The 15,649-nt window shown below is 71.2% G+C and carries 14 protein-coding genes and 2 riboswitches; of the genes, 9 read left to right on the forward strand and 5 right to left on the reverse strand.

The annotated features are described in order from the left end of the window. The first annotated feature begins 87 nt into the window (after window positions 1-87). The gene (locus OHB09_RS23405) at window positions 88-777 is read left to right on the forward strand and encodes a FadR/GntR family transcriptional regulator (protein WP_006139717.1); all 690 of its coding nucleotides are present in this window, start codon (window positions 88-90) and stop codon (window positions 775-777) included. Between the two features lie 38 nt (window positions 778-815). Here OHB09_RS23405 and OHB09_RS23410 read toward each other — a convergent pair whose 3' ends face one another. Continuing rightward, window positions 816-1,373, reverse strand: coding sequence for a glycoside hydrolase family 25 protein (locus OHB09_RS23410; protein WP_006139716.1), 558 nt, complete (start codon window positions 1,371-1,373; stop codon window positions 816-818). A 370-nt stretch (window positions 1,374-1,743) separates the two neighbouring features. Here OHB09_RS23410 and OHB09_RS23415 point away from each other — a divergent pair, with 370 nt between their 5' ends. Next, on the forward strand, window positions 1,744-2,553 hold the full coding sequence (locus OHB09_RS23415; protein WP_328922495.1) for a hypothetical protein: 810 nt from the start codon (window positions 1,744-1,746) through the stop codon (window positions 2,551-2,553). A gap of 33 nt (window positions 2,554-2,586) precedes the next feature. Here OHB09_RS23415 and OHB09_RS23420 read toward each other — a convergent pair whose 3' ends face one another. The 4 genes from OHB09_RS23420 to gcvT form a co-directional block, all read right to left on the reverse strand. Next, window positions 2,587-3,954 (reverse strand): L-serine ammonia-lyase, encoded by a 1,368-nt coding sequence (locus tag OHB09_RS23420; RefSeq protein ID WP_328922496.1) that lies wholly within the window; start codon window positions 3,952-3,954, stop codon window positions 2,587-2,589. A 180-nt stretch (window positions 3,955-4,134) separates the two neighbouring features. Next, window positions 4,135-5,400 (reverse strand): serine hydroxymethyltransferase, encoded by a 1,266-nt coding sequence (glyA, locus tag OHB09_RS23425; protein ID WP_328922497.1) that lies wholly within the window; start codon window positions 5,398-5,400, stop codon window positions 4,135-4,137. Window positions 5,401-5,447: 47 nt separating this feature from the next. Next, window positions 5,448-5,828 carry a glycine cleavage system protein GcvH gene (gene gcvH, locus OHB09_RS23430; protein WP_006139712.1) on the reverse strand — a complete coding sequence of 127 codons (381 nt, stop codon included), beginning with the start codon at window positions 5,826-5,828 and terminating at the stop codon, window positions 5,448-5,450. 243 nt (window positions 5,829-6,071) lie between these two features. Further along, a complete protein-coding gene (gcvT, locus tag OHB09_RS23435) occupies window positions 6,072-7,208 on the reverse strand; it encodes a glycine cleavage system aminomethyltransferase GcvT (protein ID WP_093598332.1) in 1,137 nt (378 codons plus the stop codon). 66 nt (window positions 7,209-7,274) lie between these two features. After that, window positions 7,275-7,389: riboswitch (glycine riboswitch) on the reverse strand. Further along, window positions 7,390-7,491: riboswitch (glycine riboswitch) on the reverse strand. It abuts the riboswitch before it with no gap. A gap of 289 nt (window positions 7,492-7,780) precedes the next feature. Between gcvT and OHB09_RS23440 the strand changes: the two genes are divergently transcribed. The 7 genes from OHB09_RS23440 to OHB09_RS23470 all read left to right on the forward strand — a co-directional run bounded on the left by OHB09_RS23440 (window position 7,781) and on the right by OHB09_RS23470 (window position 15,647). Beyond that, window positions 7,781-8,506: an AAA family ATPase gene (locus tag OHB09_RS23440; RefSeq protein WP_040894765.1), complete on the forward strand. Its 726-nt coding sequence runs from the start codon at window positions 7,781-7,783 to the stop codon at window positions 8,504-8,506. A gap of 50 nt (window positions 8,507-8,556) precedes the next feature. After that, window positions 8,557-9,318: an enhanced serine sensitivity protein SseB gene (locus OHB09_RS23445; RefSeq protein ID WP_006139709.1), complete on the forward strand. Its 762-nt coding sequence runs from the start codon at window positions 8,557-8,559 to the stop codon at window positions 9,316-9,318. 110 nt (window positions 9,319-9,428) lie between these two features. Continuing rightward, window positions 9,429-10,220, forward strand: a complete 792-nt coding sequence (locus tag OHB09_RS23450; RefSeq protein ID WP_006139708.1) for an enhanced serine sensitivity protein SseB C-terminal domain-containing protein — start codon at window positions 9,429-9,431, stop codon at window positions 10,218-10,220. 346 nt (window positions 10,221-10,566) lie between these two features. Then, window positions 10,567-11,574 carry an ABC transporter permease gene (locus OHB09_RS23455; protein ID WP_093598335.1) on the forward strand — a complete coding sequence of 336 codons (1,008 nt, stop codon included), beginning with the start codon at window positions 10,567-10,569 and terminating at the stop codon, window positions 11,572-11,574. 69 nt (window positions 11,575-11,643) lie between these two features. Next, entirely contained in the window at window positions 11,644-13,437 is a 1,794-nt protein-coding gene (locus OHB09_RS23460) for an ABC transporter substrate-binding protein (protein WP_006139706.1), read from the forward strand. A 111-nt stretch (window positions 13,438-13,548) separates the two neighbouring features. Beyond that, window positions 13,549-14,547 (forward strand): ABC transporter permease, encoded by a 999-nt coding sequence (locus tag OHB09_RS23465; protein ID WP_093598338.1) that lies wholly within the window; start codon window positions 13,549-13,551, stop codon window positions 14,545-14,547. Continuing rightward, the gene (locus OHB09_RS23470; protein ID WP_093598341.1) at window positions 14,544-15,647 is read left to right on the forward strand and encodes an ABC transporter ATP-binding protein; all 1,104 of its coding nucleotides are present in this window, start codon (window positions 14,544-14,546) and stop codon (window positions 15,645-15,647) included. Before OHB09_RS23465 ends, OHB09_RS23470 begins: the two co-directional genes overlap by 4 nt. Window positions 15,648-15,649 lie beyond the last annotated feature (2 nt).

Here is a 15,649-nt window from a genome sequence, read left to right on the forward strand (position 1 = left end):
GACAAGTTGTTTCGTTCGCGGGCTCGGCGCGGTGTCGGCGCGCACTCCGGCTCCGACCGCCCCCACCCGGCGACGTAGGGTGCCCCCATGCCGCTAGACGCCGTCCGCCCCAGCCCGCTCGTCGAACAGGCCGCGGACCGGCTGCGTGCGCAGATCACCGGCGGCCAGTGGCCGGTCGGCACCAAGCTCCCGGGGGAGACGACCCTGGCCAAGGAGCTCGGCGTCGGCCGCTCCACGGTCCGCGAGGCGCTGCGCGCCCTCGCCGGCGCCGGACTGGTCCGCCCACGGCACGGCGCCGGGGTCTTCGTCACCGCCACCGAGCCCCTCGAGGACTGGCCCACCCGGCTGCGCCGCGCCGCCGCCACGGACGTCTACGAGGTCCGCCTCGGCCTGGAGGTCCACGCGGCCGCCCTCGCCGCGGCCCGCCGCACCCCCGAGGACACCGCCGCGCTCCGCACCGCCCTGGAGGGCCGCCGCAGGGCCGCGACCGCGGACGACGCCGCCTTCGTCGACGCCGACATCGCCCTGCACGCGGCCGTCGTCGCCGCCGCGCACAACCCCGTGCTCGCCGACCTCTTCACCGAGTTCACCCCGGCCCTGCGCCGCGGCCTGATCGAGATGCTCGACCTCGTCGGCCTGCGCGCCGAGGACCCCGGCACGGGCGACGAGACCCACGAGGCCCTGGTCGAGGCGATCGCCCGGGGCGACTCCGAGGCGGCACCGGCGGTCCTGCGCACCGAACTCGAACAGACCCTGGCCCTGCTGCGCCGGTCCTGAGGGCCCGGACGCGTCCCGCCCGCGCCTCGCCGGGCCGGTCAGGCGTCGTCCGCCCATTTCTTCAGCGCGGCCTTGCTGCCGAAGTCGGCGACGTCCTTGTCGTGCGGGTCGGACGTGTATTGGTGGAAGCGCCACTTGGCCTTGATGCGGGGCTCGCCGGCCGTCACGTAGTCGGCGATCCAGAGACCGTCGCCGGCGTACGAGGTCCTGTCGACGTTGAGCCAGAAGTTCCTGTTGCAGTACAGGAGCACCCGGTTGTTCGGCCTGAGCGCCTTGACCTTGCGGATGAAGCTGTCCTTCTCCGCGTTGCTCGCGTGGCCGCCCTCGCCGTTGGTCTCCCAGTCGACGGCGAGGAGGTCGCCGCCCTTCTCCGGGGCGTGTTTGACGAAGTACTCGGCCTGAGCGGTGAGGTTGCCCGGCCACAGGAAGTGGTAGAAGCCGACGACGAGCCCGGCGTCACGGGCGTGCTTGGTCTGGGCGGTGAGCCTGGGATTGATGTAACTGCGGCCCTCGGTCGCCTTGATGAAGGCGAAGGAGAGACCGTCCGTGCCGAAGGAAGAGGACTGGTAGGCGCTGACGTCGATACCTCGCAGCATGGGGGGACTCCTCGAAGTGCGGTGTGTGGGACGGGAGTTGCCGCCCGTTCACTCTGGCACGATCCGGATGCCCGCTGGGCGTGGCCCGAAAAATATGATCGGACGCGCGGGGGTGCCGCCCACCACGACCGGCGCCCGGCCCGGCCGGGGTTCATGCCCCGGAAGCTGCCCCTCCGTACCTCCTCCGCCCCCTCCCGCCGCCCTACCGTTCGGGGCGTCGACCGGGAGGGGCGAGGCGGGCGTGCGAGAGCATCGGAAAGTCACACGGGCGCGTCCGGCGCCTCCGGCCGCGGCCTTACGCGGGGCGCCGCCCCCGACCGGTCTGGCCGCGCTGCAGCGGCAGGCCGGGAACGCGGCGACGACCCGCTGGGTGCAGCGCACGGAGAACTCCCCGGACAATCCCCTGGCCGGGCACTACTCCCGCACGCCCGTGGCGCACCCGGAGTGGGGCACCTACCAGGAACTGATCCAGGCCGCGGGCATCCCCCAGGACGAGGCGGACGACGCCTGGCAGCTCCTGCTCGGCGGGATCGACTCGCAGGGCGAGATCAACGCCGACGCCGCGGCGCGGACGAGCAACCGCCAGGAGCAGCGCGAGCTCCGGATGAAGAACTCCTGGTACGAGCAGTTCGTCGAGATGATGACCAAGCACATGGAGCTGGAGACGCCCACCATGGCCCTGTGGGCCGGCGGCGACGAGGTCAACGACTACGCGCAGCAGAAGGGCCACACGACGCTGGCGCGCACACGCATCGGCAGGATAATCAACGTCCTGAAGCTGCATCCGGACTGGAAGCTCACGGGGCCGATGTGGAGCATCGTGTCGAAGGCCTTCGTGAACCTCGCGACCGGCCCGGTGCACATCTTCGTGCGCGCCTACAACCCCGACAGCATCCTCATCAGGCTGGAGGTCCCCGAGCTCTGGCTGGTCCAGCGGCTGAACCCGGCCGTCGAGATGATCTGGCACCCCCTGTACACCGGCCCGGACGGGAAGACGAAGGAGATCGACCGGGACTTCCGTCTCGTCGACAACGCGGAGTACAAGGGACGCGACACCTGCGTGCGCGTCCTCGTCCAGTACCTGAGGCACTTCCACGACCGGGACAACAAGAACGCCACCCCGGCCTACAAGAGCACGGAGGAGCTGCTCGCCGGCAACGGCCACAAGGACGGCATCTGAGACGCCGCACCACCGGGCCGCGCGAGGCGGCCCTCAGCACTCGATGATGTTCACCGCCAGACCGCCCCGGGCCGTCTCCTTGTACTTGACCGACATGTCCGCGCCGGTCTCCTTCATCGTCTTGATGACCTTGTCCAGGGACACCTTGTGCGAGCCGTCGCCGCGCATGGCCATGCGGGCGGCGGTGACCGCCTTCACCGCGGCCATGCCGTTGCGCTCGATGCAGGGGATCTGCACCAGGCCGCCCACCGGGTCGCAGGTCAGGCCCAGGTTGTGCTCCATGCCGATCTCCGCCGCGTTCTCCACCTGCTCCGGGGAGCCGCCGAGCACCTCCGCGAGCGCGCCCGCCGCCATCGAGCAGGCCGAGCCGACCTCGCCCTGGCAGCCGACCTCGGCGCCGGAGATGGAGGCGTTCTCCTTGAAGAGCATGCCGATCGCGCCGGCCGCGAGGAGGAAGCGGACGACGCCCTCCTCGTCGGCGCCGGGCACGAAGTCCATGTAGTAGTGGAGGACCGCCGGGATGATGCCGGCCGCGCCGTTGGTGGGCGCGGTCACCACCCGGCCGCCGGCCGCGTTCTCCTCGTTGACGGCCATCGCGTAGAGGGTGATCCACTCCATGGCGAGCGTCGCCGGGTCGCCCTCGGAGCGCAGCTTGCGCGCGGTGGTCGCGGCCCGGCGGCGCACCTTGAGACCGCCGGGCAGGATGCCCTCGCGGGACATGCCGCGGGCCACGCAGGCCTTCATCACCCGCCAGATCTCCAGCAGTCCGGCGCGGATCTCCTCCTCGGTGCGCCAGGAGAGCTCGTTCTCCAGCATCAGCGCGGAGATCGAAAGGCCGGTCTCCTTCGTCAGGCGCAGCAGCTCGTCGCCCGTGCGGAAGGGGTACTTCAGGACGGTGTCGTCCAGCTTGATGCGGTCGGCGCCGACCGCCTCCTCGTCGACCACGAAGCCGCCGCCGACGGAGTAGTACGTCCTGGTCGTCAGCTCGGCGCCGGAGGCGTCGTACGCCCACAGGGTCATGCCGTTGGCGTGGTAGGGGAGGGCCTTGCGGCGGTGCAGGACGAGGTCCTCCTCGAAGGAGAAGGCGATCTCGTGCTCGTCCAGGAGGCGCAGCCGGCCGGACTCCCTGATCGCCGCGACCCGGTCGTCGGCGCCCTCCACGTCCACCGTGCGCGGAGAGGCGCCCTCCAGGCCGAGCAGCACCGCCTTGGGGGTGCCGTGGCCGTGGCCGGTGGCGCCGAGGGAGCCGTAGAGCTCGGCGCGGACGGAGGCGGCGGAGTCCAGCAGCCCCTCGTTGCGCAGCCGGCGCGCGAACATGCGGGCCGCGCGCATCGGGCCGACCGTGTGGGAGCTGGACGGGCCGATGCCGATCGAGAACAGGTCGAAGACCGAGATGGCCACGGGCGGACTCCCTTGTGCGGGGTGGTGCGGGGGCGGGGACGCCACTCCCGCGCGGTGTGGGCGCGGGAGCGGCGGCCGGGGTCCGGGGCGCGCGGGTTGCGGCGCGCCCCGGGGGTGCGGGCGTACGGCGGCGCGTACGCCCGCGAAGGGCGTACGACGGTGCGTAGCCCCGTGGACGTGCTACTTGCGCACGCCCGGGTAGAGCGGGTGCGCCGCGACGAGTGCCGCGACGCGGGCCTTCAGTGCCTCGGCGTCGAAGGAGGGCTTCAGCGCCTCGGCGATGACGTCCGCGACCTCCGCGAAGTCCCGTGCCTCGAAGCCGCGGGTGGCCAGCGCGGGGGTGCCGATGCGCAGGCCGGAGGTGACCATCGGCGGGCGCGGGTCGTTGGGGACGGCGTTGCGGTTGACCGTGATGCCGATCTCGTGCAGCCGGTCCTCCGCCTGCTGCCCGTCCAGCGCGGAGTCGCGCAGGTCGACCAGGACCAGGTGGACGTCGGTCCCGCCGGACAGCACGGACACGCCGTGCTCCCGGACGTCGTCCCGCACCAGCCGTTCGGCCAGGATGCGGGCGCCCTCCAGCGTACGACGCTGGCGCTCGGCGAACTCCTCGGAGGCGGCGACCTTGAAGGCGACGGCCTTGGCGGCGATCACGTGCTCCAGCGGGCCGCCCTGCTGACCGGGGAAGACGGCCGAGTTGATCTTCTTGGCCAGCTCGGCCGTGGAGAGGATCACACCGCCGCGCGGGCCGCCCAGCGTCTTGTGGGTGGTCGTGGTGACGACGTGCGCGTGCGGCACGGGGCTGGGGTGCAGCCCCGCCGCGACCAGCCCGGCGAAGTGGGCCATGTCGACCATCAGGTACGCGCCGACCTCGTCCGCGATCCGCCGGAAGGCGGCGAAGTCGAGCTGCCGGGGGTACGCCGACCAGCCGGCCACGATCAGCTTCGGCCGGGACTCCTTGGCGAGCCGCTCGACCTCGGCCATGTCGACCTGCCCGGTCTCGCCGTCGACGTGGTAGGCGACCACGTCGTAGAGCTTGCCGGAGAAGTTGATCCGCATGCCGTGGGTCAGGTGCCCGCCGTGCGCGAGGTCGAGGCCCATGATCGTGTCGCCGGGCTTGAGCAGCGCGAACATGGCGGCGGCATTGGCCTGCGCGCCGGAGTGCGGCTGCACGTTGGCGTGCTCGGCGCCGAACAGTGCCTTCACCCGGTCGATGGCGATCTGCTCGACCACGTCGACGTGCTCGCAGCCGCCGTAGTAGCGGCGGCCAGGGTAGCCCTCGGCGTACTTGTTGGTGAGGACCGAGCCCTGGGCCTCCATGACCGCGACCGGGGCGAAGTTCTCCGAGGCGATCATCTCGAGGGTGGACTGCTGGCGGTCCAGCTCGGCGTCGACCGCGGCGGCCACGTCGGGGTCCAGCTCGTGCAGCGGGGCGTCGAGCAGGGACATCGAAGACCGGGATGACTGGGGGGACAAGGGTGACATGGGTGGGTTCCTCAGCCGGTGATGAAGGCGGTGTACTCGTCCGCGGAGAGCAGGTCGTCCGGGGTGCCGGAGATCCGCACCTTGAACAGCCAGCCGCCCTCGAAGGGCGCGGAGTTCACCAGCGAGGGGTCGTCGACCACGTCGCCGTTGACCTCGGTGACCTCACCCGTGACCGGGGCGTACAGGTCGCTGACCGACTTGGTCGACTCCAGCTCGCCGCAGGTCTCGCCCGCCGTGACGGTGGCGCCGACCTCGGGGAGCTGCACGTAGACGACGTCGCCGAGCGCGTTGGCCGCGTGCTCGGTGATGCCGACCGTCGCGACGCCGTCCGCGGCGTCCGACAGCCACTCGTGCTCCTTGCTGTACCGCAGGTGCTGGGGGTTGTCGCTCATGGCTGAATTCTCCTGTACGCGGGGGAAGGGCCCGGAAAGGGGTCGGGGAAGGAGGTCGGGAGGGGACGGGTGAGGGACGGCCGGACGGTGACCGGCGGGGCCGGTCCGGCCCCGCGCTGCGCCCAGTCTCCCCTCCCGTCCCATGCGGCGCGCGCGAGACGGCGGCCGCGTCGCGTCGCCCGGGGGGCGGCCCCGCGCGGTGCGGGGAGGGCCGGTGGCCCCGGGCGGCGGGGATGCGGGCGGTTACTTGCGGCGCTTGTAGAAGGGCAGCGCCACGACCTCGAACGGCTCGTGGCCGCCGCGGATGTCCACCGCGACACCGGCGGTGCCCGGGGCGGCGTGCGCGGCGTCGACGTACGCCATGGCGATCGGCTTGCCCAGCGTGGGGGAGGGGGCGCCGGAGGTGACCTCGCCGATCACCGTGCCGTCCGCGAGGACCGGGTAACCGGCGCGCGGCACCCGGCGGCCCTCGGCGACCAGCCCGACGAGCACCCGCGGCGGGTTCTGCTCGGCCCGTTCGGCGGCCTCGGCCAGCGCCTCGCGTCCCACGAAGTCGCCCTCCTTGCCGAACTTCACCACCCGGCCGAGCCCGGCGTCGAAGGGGGTCAGCGCGGTGCTCAGCTCGTTGCCGTACAGCGGCATGCCGGCCTCCAGGCGGAGGGTGTCCCGGCAGGACAGCCCGCAGGGGACGAGCCCGGCCGAGGCCCCGGCCTCGGTGAGCGCCTGCCACAGCTTCTCGGCGTCGGCCGGGTCGACGAACAGCTCGAAGCCGTCCTCGCCGGTGTAGCCGGTACGGGCGATCAGCGCGGGGACACCGGCGACGGTGCCGGGCAGCCCGGCGTAGTACTTCAGGCCGTCGAGGTCGGCGTCGGTGACCGAGGCGAGGATGCCGGGGGAGGCGGGACCCTGGACGGCGAGCAGCGCGTAGGCGTCGCGGTCGTCGCGCACCACGGCGTCGAAGCCGGCGGCCCGCTCGGTGAGCGCGTCGAGGACGGTCCGGGCGTTGGAGGCGTTGGCGACGACCAGGTACACCGGGTGCTCCGCGTCGGCGAGCCGGTAGACGATCAGGTCGTCCAGGATGCCGCCGTCCGCCCGGCAGATCATGGTGTAGCGGGCCCGGCCGGCGGCGAGCGTGGCGAGGTCGCCGACGAGCGCGTGGTTGAGGAGGGCCGGGGCGTCCGGGCCGGTGACGGTGATCTCGCCCATGTGGGAGAGGTCGAACAGGCCGGCCCGGGTGCGGACGGCGAGGTGCTCCTCGCGTTCGGAGCCGTAGCGCAGCGGCATGTCCCAGCCGGCGAAGTCGGTCATCGTGGCACCGAGGGAGCGGTGCAGGGCGTCGAGGGCGGTGCGGCGCGGGGCGCCGGAGGCGGTGCTGCTCATCGGTCGTTCTCCCGGACGAGAGGGCGTGGCGGGGCGGGCGGGAGGAGCGCGCACGGCGCTCCCCGGTCCTCCCCATCTGTCATCGGAACCTGAGAGCTTCACCGTGACCCGGCGAGGGGGTCACGGCTTGCACCTTGGGTGGGACCGCCGTGTGCACGGACGGCCCGCTTTCCAGATGTGCCTCGCCCGCGCGGTAACTGGGCCTGAGAGATTCAAGGGAGTGCTTGCTCCTTCGGCGCCCCGGTCACAGCCCTCGGGCCGGGGACTCTCCCGCGCGGATTCGAACGGCCGGTATGCGGTTGGGGCCACATCATCGCATGCCTCCCCGCCCCCGCCGCCCCGGCCCGTGTCCCCGCGTTCTCCCGCCGGTCCGCGACCCGCGCCCGCCCGCGGCCCGGTCCCGGGGGACGCGATCTTCCCGTGCGTCCCGGACGCACCCCTGATCCCGGCTCAGCCACCCTCTGTAGCAGGCCTGTTGCACGAGAGGGACGCGACGGCGAGACATGGTGCATTACCTTCTCTTTACGCTCGGCGGGGAAGGGGCACTCATGTCCCGGAGGAGGACGATCAGGGTGGACAGGACCACGGCGTACGGCACCACACCGGCCCTCGCCCTGCCCGAGCGGGCGGTCGCGCTGCCCGCGCGGCAGGCCGGGCCCGCCGCGGGCGCCGAACCGGGGTACGGCTCCGCTCCGGCACCGGTCGTGCGCGATCTGCGCGAGCGGGGCGGGCGCAGCCCGCACGGACTGATCTTCGGCCCCCGCGACGTCGTCGTCGTGACCGGCCTGCCCGGCAGCGGCAAGTCCACGCTCATGCGCCGCGCGGTCGGCGCCGGCGGCACCCGGGTCGACTCCCAGGACACCCGGGACCGCTGGGACGCCCGCGCCCCCCGCCTCCTCCCGTACGCCGTCTACCGTCCCCTCGTCCGGCTCGCCCACTACGCGGGTCTGCGGCGCGCGGTCCGCGCCGGCGGCGGCGTCGTCGTGCACGACTGCGGCACGCAGGGCTGGGTCCGTACCTGGCTCGCCCGGGAGGCCCGCCGGCGCGGCGGCGCCCTGCACCTGCTGATCCTCGACGTCGGTGCCGAGCGGGCCCGCGAGGGCCAGCGCGCGCGGGGCCGGGGGGTCTCGGCGTACGCCTTCCTCCGCCACCGCCGGGCCACCCGGGGCCTGCTGCGCGCGGTCGAGCGCGGGACCCTGCCCGAGGGCTGCGCCTCCGCCACCCTCCTGGACCGCCCCGCGGCCGGGGCCCTGCGCAGGATCGAGTTCGGGGGCGCCCACCGGCCCGGCGGGCGATAGGGTTCCGTGCCGGAACGGCACATACCGGCAGGGCAGGGTAGGAGAGGCACATGGACGTCCCGGCACAGGCGCATCCGCACGGCGGCTGGCCCGGCAACGAACTGGAAGAGGTGCTCTCCGCCTCCCTCGGCGTCCCCTCGGCCGGCGCCCGCATCGTCGAGGTGCTCGCCCGCAGCTTCCTCTGGATCCCGCTGCCCAACGGCCGCGGCGCCCAGGGCGGTCCGCTCGACCTGCCGAGCCTGGAGCTGGACGGCCAGGCGTACGTCCCCGTCTTCAGCTCCGAGGAGCAGTTCCGCCAGGTCGTGGGCACGCACATGGGGTTCACCGTCGCGCCCGCCGTGGAGTTCGCCCGGGGGCTGCCCCCGCAGGTCGGCCTCGCCGTGAATCCCGACGGCACCCTCGGCATCCCGTTGCCGCCCGAGGCGGTGGCCGAGCTGTGCCGCGGCGGCCTCGCCCCGCTGGACGGCCCCGCCTCCGGCGGCCGCGTCCGGCTCTTCGAACCCGATTGGCAGGACGACCCGGTCGACCTGCTCGCCGCCGCCTCCGCCGAGTTCGCCGCGAGCGGCGCCGTGCTCTCCGCCCGCCGCTGCCTCGCCGCGATCGAGACCGCCGAGCCCGTCATGTTCGTCGGCGTCGAACTCGCCTCCCTCGACCCCGAGGCGCACACGGTCCCCCTGGAGGCCCTCGGCCGGGCGCTGGCCAAGGCCCCCGTCACCCTCCCCGTCAACATGGTGTTCCTGGACGCCGCCCAGGACCCGGTCTGCGACTGGCTCCGGGAGAACGTCCGGCCCTTCTACCAACTGGGCTACTGACCCCGGGAGCGGGCACCGCCGCGGACTTCGGCGCTCCCCGGCCCATCCCCGGGCCGGGGGCCGACCTTTAAGCTGTCCTCAGTCAATGTCTCGCGAGAGGGCGGTAGAAGGTGAGCGCGTCGGGCACGGCCGCGGCCGGGCAGGTCGAGCACATGCTGCGCCAAGTCACGCCCGGGCGTTACGACGCCTACGAGGCACTGCTCCGCGCACTCGCGGCGCCCTCCTCCGGTCATCTCTGGATGCTGCTCTGGCAGGGGCAGACCGGTTCCTCCGACGCCCAGTACGGAACCATGGAGGTCGGCGGTTTCCCGTACGCCCCCTGCGTGACCTCCGCCCAGGAGCTGTCGGCCAGCGGCTGGAGCCGGTCCTACGAGGTGGTCGACGGCCTGGAGGCGGCCCGCGCCCTCTACCCCGACCACTACGGCCTGTGGCTCAACCCGCACGCCCCCGGCGGCGGCGTCGGCATCCCCTGGCTGGACCTGCGGCGGATCGCCACCGGCCTCGACAGACAGCCGGCCGGACCGCTCCGGCTGAGTGAACCGGCCATCGAGATCCCGCAGTTCTACGCCCTGCTCACGCAGAACGCGCACCGCACCCCCGCCGTGCGCGCGCTGCGCCGCGCCTGGGTGCAGCCCGCGCTGGGCGCGCCGTACCTCGCCATCGGCCTGGACGTGTACGAGGCCTCGCCCCCGGCCGTGGACGCGGTGCGCACGATGATGCGGCAGTCGGTCGTCGCCGTTCCGGACGGGCTGCCCGTCTCGACCGTCGCGCTGTCCGATCCGCACGACCCGGTCGCGATGTGGCTGCGGGCCCGGGCCCGGCCGTTCTACGACCGTGAGGCCCACGCCCCCGCCGCGGCGCCCGCCGCCGGCTACGGCTACCCCCACACGCCCGGATACTGAGACACGCGTACGCTGTCGAGTGAAGGCTGCTCATCGTACCTTCACGTTAACTCCGTGTTTCTGCGCGCGTAGAGGGCAACGGAACGAGTGGTTCCGTCGGGTTATCGGGTCTGGTGTCCCAATTGCCTACCGTCCGGCTCCTGTTACCCACTGTCCGCATAACGGAACACCTCAAAGAGCATCACGGTTACGCATCCATTCCCCGTCAACCCTGGCAACAGATCGCCGGAGCGTTGAAGACTCCCGCACCAGGGGAGCGTTCGCTCCCGTGTACGACGGACTGATCACGCCGCTACGAGCGGCAAGTGCGGGCCGGCTACCGCCGGTTGAGAGGGGTCCCTGCCAGATGACGGCACCATTGCACGAGCCGACCGCGGAAGCGGCTCCGAGTGCGGCCGAAGAAGCGGCGGTTCAAGGCGCCGGGACGAAGGCCGTGCAGGGGCGCTCCCTGGGCCGGATCGCCTGGGAACGCCTGAAGCGGGACAAGCTCGCCCTGACGGGCGGTGTGGTCGTGCTCGTCCTGGTCCTGGTCGCGATCTTCGCCCCGTTCATCGCGGACCTGGCCGGACAGGACCCCGACGCGTACCACGAGAACCTGATCGACCCGCTGTTCGGCACCCCCACCGGGTCCCTCGGCGGCATCAGCGGCGACCACCTCCTCGGCGTCGAGCCCGTCAACGGCCGCGACCTCTTCGCCCGTGTCGTCTACGGCGCCCGGATCTCGCTCCTCGTCGGCTTCCTGTCCGCGATGGTGGCCGTGGTCCTCGGCACCGTGCTGGGCATCCTCGCCGGCTTCTTCGGCGGCTGGGTCGACGCCGTCGTCAGCCGCGTCATGGACGGTCTGCTCGCCTTCCCGCAGCTGCTGTTCATCATCGCCCTGGTCTCGGTCATGCCGAACCACATGCTGGGCCTGACCGGCACCGGCGTGCGCGTCTTCGTGATGATCCTGGTGATCGGCTTCTTCGGCTGGCCCTACATCGGCCGCGTGGTGCGCGGCCAGACGCTGTCCATGCGTGAGCGCGAGTACGTCGAGGCGGCCCGCTCGCTGGGCGCCGGCCGCTTCTACATCCTGTTCAAGGAACTGCTGCCCAACCTCGTCGCGCCCATCATCGTGTACACGACGATGATGATCCCGACCAACATCCTCACCGAGGCCGCGCTCAGCTTCCTCGGCGTGGGCGTCAAGCCGCCCACCTCCTCCTGGGGACAGATGCTGTCCACCGCGATCGACTACTACGAGTCGGACCCCATGTTCATGGTGGTCCCCGGTGTGGCGATCTTCATCACCGTCCTTGCCTTCAACCTCTTCGGCGACGGCGTGCGTGACGCGCTCGACCCGAAGGGCTCCCGCTGAACTGCCGTACCCCCTACTGAGGTTCGCGAATTGTCCGCGGACCGATTGACATCCGGAGGATCCGAGATCGTGACTACCCAACGCACCACAGGGCGGCGCAAGCAGGCGGCGGCCGCCGCGATCGCGGTCGTCGCGCTGCTGAGCACGGCGGCGTGCGGCGGCAACGACGACAGCGACGGCGGTTCGAAGAGCGGCGCGGCCGGTTTCAACGCGGCCAACGACAAGGTCGCCCAGGCCTCGCTGGCCAAGAAGGGCGGCGAGCTGAAGTTCGCCAGCGCCCAGGACGCCGACTCGTGGGACACCACCCGCGGTTACTACGGCTTCATGTGGAACTTCTCCCGCTACTACAGCCGTCAGCTCCTGACCTACAAGACGGAGCCGGGCACCACGGGCGCCGAGCTGACCCCGGACCTGGCCGCCGACATGGGCAAGGTCTCGGACGACGGCAAGACCTACACGTTCACCCTTCGTGACGGTGTCACGTGGGAGGACGGCAAGGCGATCACCGCCCAGGACATCAAGTACGGCATCGAGCGCCAGTGGGCGCAGGACGTGCTGTCCGGCGGCCCCGTCTACCTGCGGGACGTCCTCGACCCCGACAGCGAGTACAAGGGCCCGTACAAGGACAAGGACAAGAAGCACCTCGGCCTGAAGGCCATCGAGACGCCGGACGAGAAGACCATCGTCTTCCACCTGCCGAAGGCCAACTCGGACTTCATGCAGATGCTGGCGCTGACCTCGTCCTCGCCGGTCCGCCAGGACAAGGACACCAAGTCCAAGTACGGTCTGCACCCGTTCTCCTCGGGCCCGTACAAGTTCCAGTCCTACGCGCCCGGCAAGAACATGATGCTGGTGCGCAACACCAACTGGAAGGCCTCCTCCGACCCGGTCCGCAAGGCCTACCCGGACAAGGTCAGCATCAAGTTCTTCACCAACGCCAACGACCTGGACCAGCGTCTGATCAGCGGCGACTACGACATCGACCTGGCCCAGACCGGTCTGTCCCCGCAGGGCCGCAGCACCGCCCTGAAGCAGCACAAGGCCAACCTGGACAACCCGGTCTCCGGCTACATCCGCTACGCGGTCTTCCCGCAGAGCGTCAAGCCCTTCGACAACGAGCACTGCCGCAAGGCCGTGATCTACGGGGCCGACCACGTCTCCCTGCAGACCGCGCGCGGTGGCCCGATGGCCGGCGGTGACATCGGCACCAACATGCTCCCGCCGTCGGTGCCGGGCGCCGAGGGCCAGAAGTACGACCCGTACAAGCTGGCCACGGACAACAAGAACGGCAACGCCGCCAAGGCCAAGGAAGAGCTCAAGGCCTGCGGCAAGCCGAACGGCTTCAAGACCACCATCGCGGTCCGCAACAACAAGCCGGTCGAGGTGGCCACCGCCACGTCGATGCAGGCCTCGCTGAAGAAGGTCGGCATCGACGTCGACATCGACCAGTTCGACGGCTCGCAGACCACCGGCATCATCGGCAGCCCTTCCAACGTGAAGAAGAAGGGCTACGGCATCATCATCATGGGCTGGGGCCCGGACTTCCCGTCCGTCCAGGGCTACGGCGCCCCGCTGTGGGACAGCAAGTACATCCTTGAGAGCGGCAACAACAACTTCGCCCTGATCAAGGACAAGTCGATCGACAAGCTGTTCGACGACTACAACAAGACCCTCGAGGACTCCAAGAAGGCGGAGATCGCCACGGAGATCAACCACAAGGTCATGGAGGGCGGCTACTACCTGCCCTTCGTCTTCGAGAAGTTCATCAACTGGCGCGGCTCGAACGTGGCCAACGTGTACACGACGGGTGCGTACAGCGGCATGTACGACTTCGTCAACATGGGTCTGAAGTCCGCGAAGTAATCACCGGCACACCCGCCGAACGGCACGAAAGGCAGGTGAAGGCCGGCGCGGCGTGACCGCGGGCCGCCGGATGACCTCCGGCGGCCCGCGGTCCGCGGCGGGCCGTAAGCTGTGCTCGCTTACCTCATCAGGCGGCTGCTCGCCGCCGCAGTGATGCTGGTGGTCATCATCGTGGTGGTCTTCAGCATCTTCTTCCTCATCCCCAAGTGGGCCGGGGTCGACATCGCCACGAGCTTCGTGGGCAAGCAGGCGGACCCCGCCTCGGTCGAGGGCGTACGGGAGAAGCTGGGTCTGGCCGACCCGATCTACGCCCAGGTCTGGGAGTTCTTCAAGGGCATCTTCGTCGGCCGCACCTACTCGGGCGGCGGCGACGTCACCCAGTGCGCCGCGCCCTGCTTCGGCTACTCCTTCCGCAGCGAGCAGGCCGTCTGGCCGGTGCTCACCGACCGCTTCCCGGTGACCCTGGGCCTGGCGCTCGGTGCCGCCGTGCTGTGGCTGGTCTTCGGTGTCGCGGCGGGTGTGCTCTCCGCGCTCAAGCGGGGCAGCATCTGGGACCGCGGCGCGATGGTCGTCGCCCTCTCGGGTGTCTCCCTTCCCATCTACTTCACCGGCATGCTCAGCGTGGCCGTCCTCGACATCGGCCTGGGCTGGGTCGACGCCCAGTACGTGCCCCTGGACGAGAGCTTCACCGGCTGGTTCGGCGGCATGCTCCTGCCCTGGGTCACCCTCGCGTTCCTCTACGCGGCGATGTACGCGCGGATCACCCGCGCCACCATGATGGAGATCCTCGGCGAGGACTACATCCGCACCGCCCGCGCGAAGGGCCTGCGCGAGCCGGTCGTCATCCGCAAGCACGCCATGCGCTCCACGATGACCCCCCTGCTCACCATGCTCGGCATGGACCTCGGCGCCCTCATCGGCGGCGCGATCCTGACCGAGACCACGTTCAGCCTGCCGGGCCTCGGCCAGAAGGTGCTGGACGCGATCAAGAACCAGGACCTGCCCTTCATCCTGGGCGTCACCCTGATCACCTCGCTCGCGGTGCTCGTCGCCAACCTCGTCGTGGACATCCTGTACGCCGTCATCGACCCCCGAGTGAGGCTGGCATGACCGACATCGCCAAGAGCGGAGCCGCGCTCGGCGAGCCGCGGGCCGTCAAGGACTCGCCGGCGCCCAGCGCCTTCCTGGAAGTGCGCGACCTCAAGGTGCACTTCCCGACCGACGACGGCCTGGTCAAGTCCGTCGACGGGCTCAGCTTCCAGCTCGAGAAGGGCAAGACCCTCGGCATCGTGGGCGAGTCCGGCTCGGGCAAGTCGGTGACCTCGCTCGGCATCATGGGCCTGCACACCGCCGGCCAGTACGGCAAGCGCAAGGCGCGGATATCCGGCGAGATCTGGCTGGACGGCACCGAGCTGCTGTCCGCCGACCCCGACCATGTGCGCAAGCTGCGCGGCCGGCAGATGTCGATGATCTTCCAGGACCCGCTGTCCGCGCTGCACCCGTATTACACGATCGGGCAGCAGATCGTGGAGGCCTACCGGGTCCACCACGACGTCGACAAGAAGACCGCCAAGCGGCGCGCGGTGGAGATGCTCGACCGCGTCGGCATCCCGCAGCCCGACAAGCGCGTCGACAGCTACCCGCACGAGTTCTCCGGCGGCATGCGCCAGCGCGCGATGATCGCGATGTCGCTGGTCAACAACCCCGAGCTGCTCATCGCGGACGAGCCGACGACCGCCCTGGACGTCACCGTCCAGGCGCAGATCCTGGACCTCATCCGCGATCTGCAGACGGAGTTCGGCTCCGCGGTCATCATCATCACCCACGACCTGGGCGTCGTCGCCGAGCTGGCCGACGACCTGCTGGTGATGTACGGCGGCCGCTGCGTGGAGCGCGGCCCGGCCGAGAAGGTGTTCTACGAGCCCCGCCACCCCTACACCTGGGGCCTGCTCGGCTCGATGCCGCGGCTCGACCGCGACCAGCAGGAACGCCTCATCCCGGTCAAGGGCTCCCCGCCCTCCCTGATCAACGTGCCGTCCGGCTGCGCCTTCAACCCGCGCTGCCCGTACGCGGACGTCCCCAAGGACGACCTGACCCGCACGGTCCGCCCCGAGCTGGCCGAGGTGGGCAGCCGGCACTGGGCCGCCTGCCACATGAGCACGGAGCAGCGGGAGCGCATCTGGACCGAAGAGATCGCCCCGAAGCTGTGAGC

Source organism: Streptomyces griseoaurantiacus (genome assembly GCF_036189845.1).
Lineage (GTDB): Bacteria > Actinomycetota > Actinomycetes > Streptomycetales > Streptomycetaceae > Streptomyces > Streptomyces griseoaurantiacus.

Coding starts and splice junctions, on each gene's coding strand:
- OHB09_RS23405 (WP_006139717.1), top strand. CDS start 88: ATGCCGCTAGACGCCGTCCGCCCCAGCCCGCTCGTCGAACAGGCCGCG.
- OHB09_RS23410 (WP_006139716.1), bottom strand. CDS start 1,373: ATGCTGCGAGGTATCGACGTCAGCGCCTACCAGTCCTCTTCCTTCGGC.
- glyA (WP_328922497.1), bottom strand. CDS start 5,400: ATGTCCCTGCTCGACGCCCCGCTGCACGAGCTGGACCCCGACGTGGCC.
- gcvH (WP_006139712.1), bottom strand. CDS start 5,828: ATGAGCGACAACCCCCAGCACCTGCGGTACAGCAAGGAGCACGAGTGG.
- gcvT (WP_093598332.1), bottom strand. CDS start 7,208: ATGAGCAGCACCGCCTCCGGCGCCCCGCGCCGCACCGCCCTCGACGCC.
- OHB09_RS23445 (WP_006139709.1), top strand. CDS start 8,557: ATGGACGTCCCGGCACAGGCGCATCCGCACGGCGGCTGGCCCGGCAAC.
- OHB09_RS23455 (WP_093598335.1), top strand. CDS start 10,567: ATGACGGCACCATTGCACGAGCCGACCGCGGAAGCGGCTCCGAGTGCG.
- OHB09_RS23470 (WP_093598341.1), top strand. CDS start 14,544: ATGACCGACATCGCCAAGAGCGGAGCCGCGCTCGGCGAGCCGCGGGCC.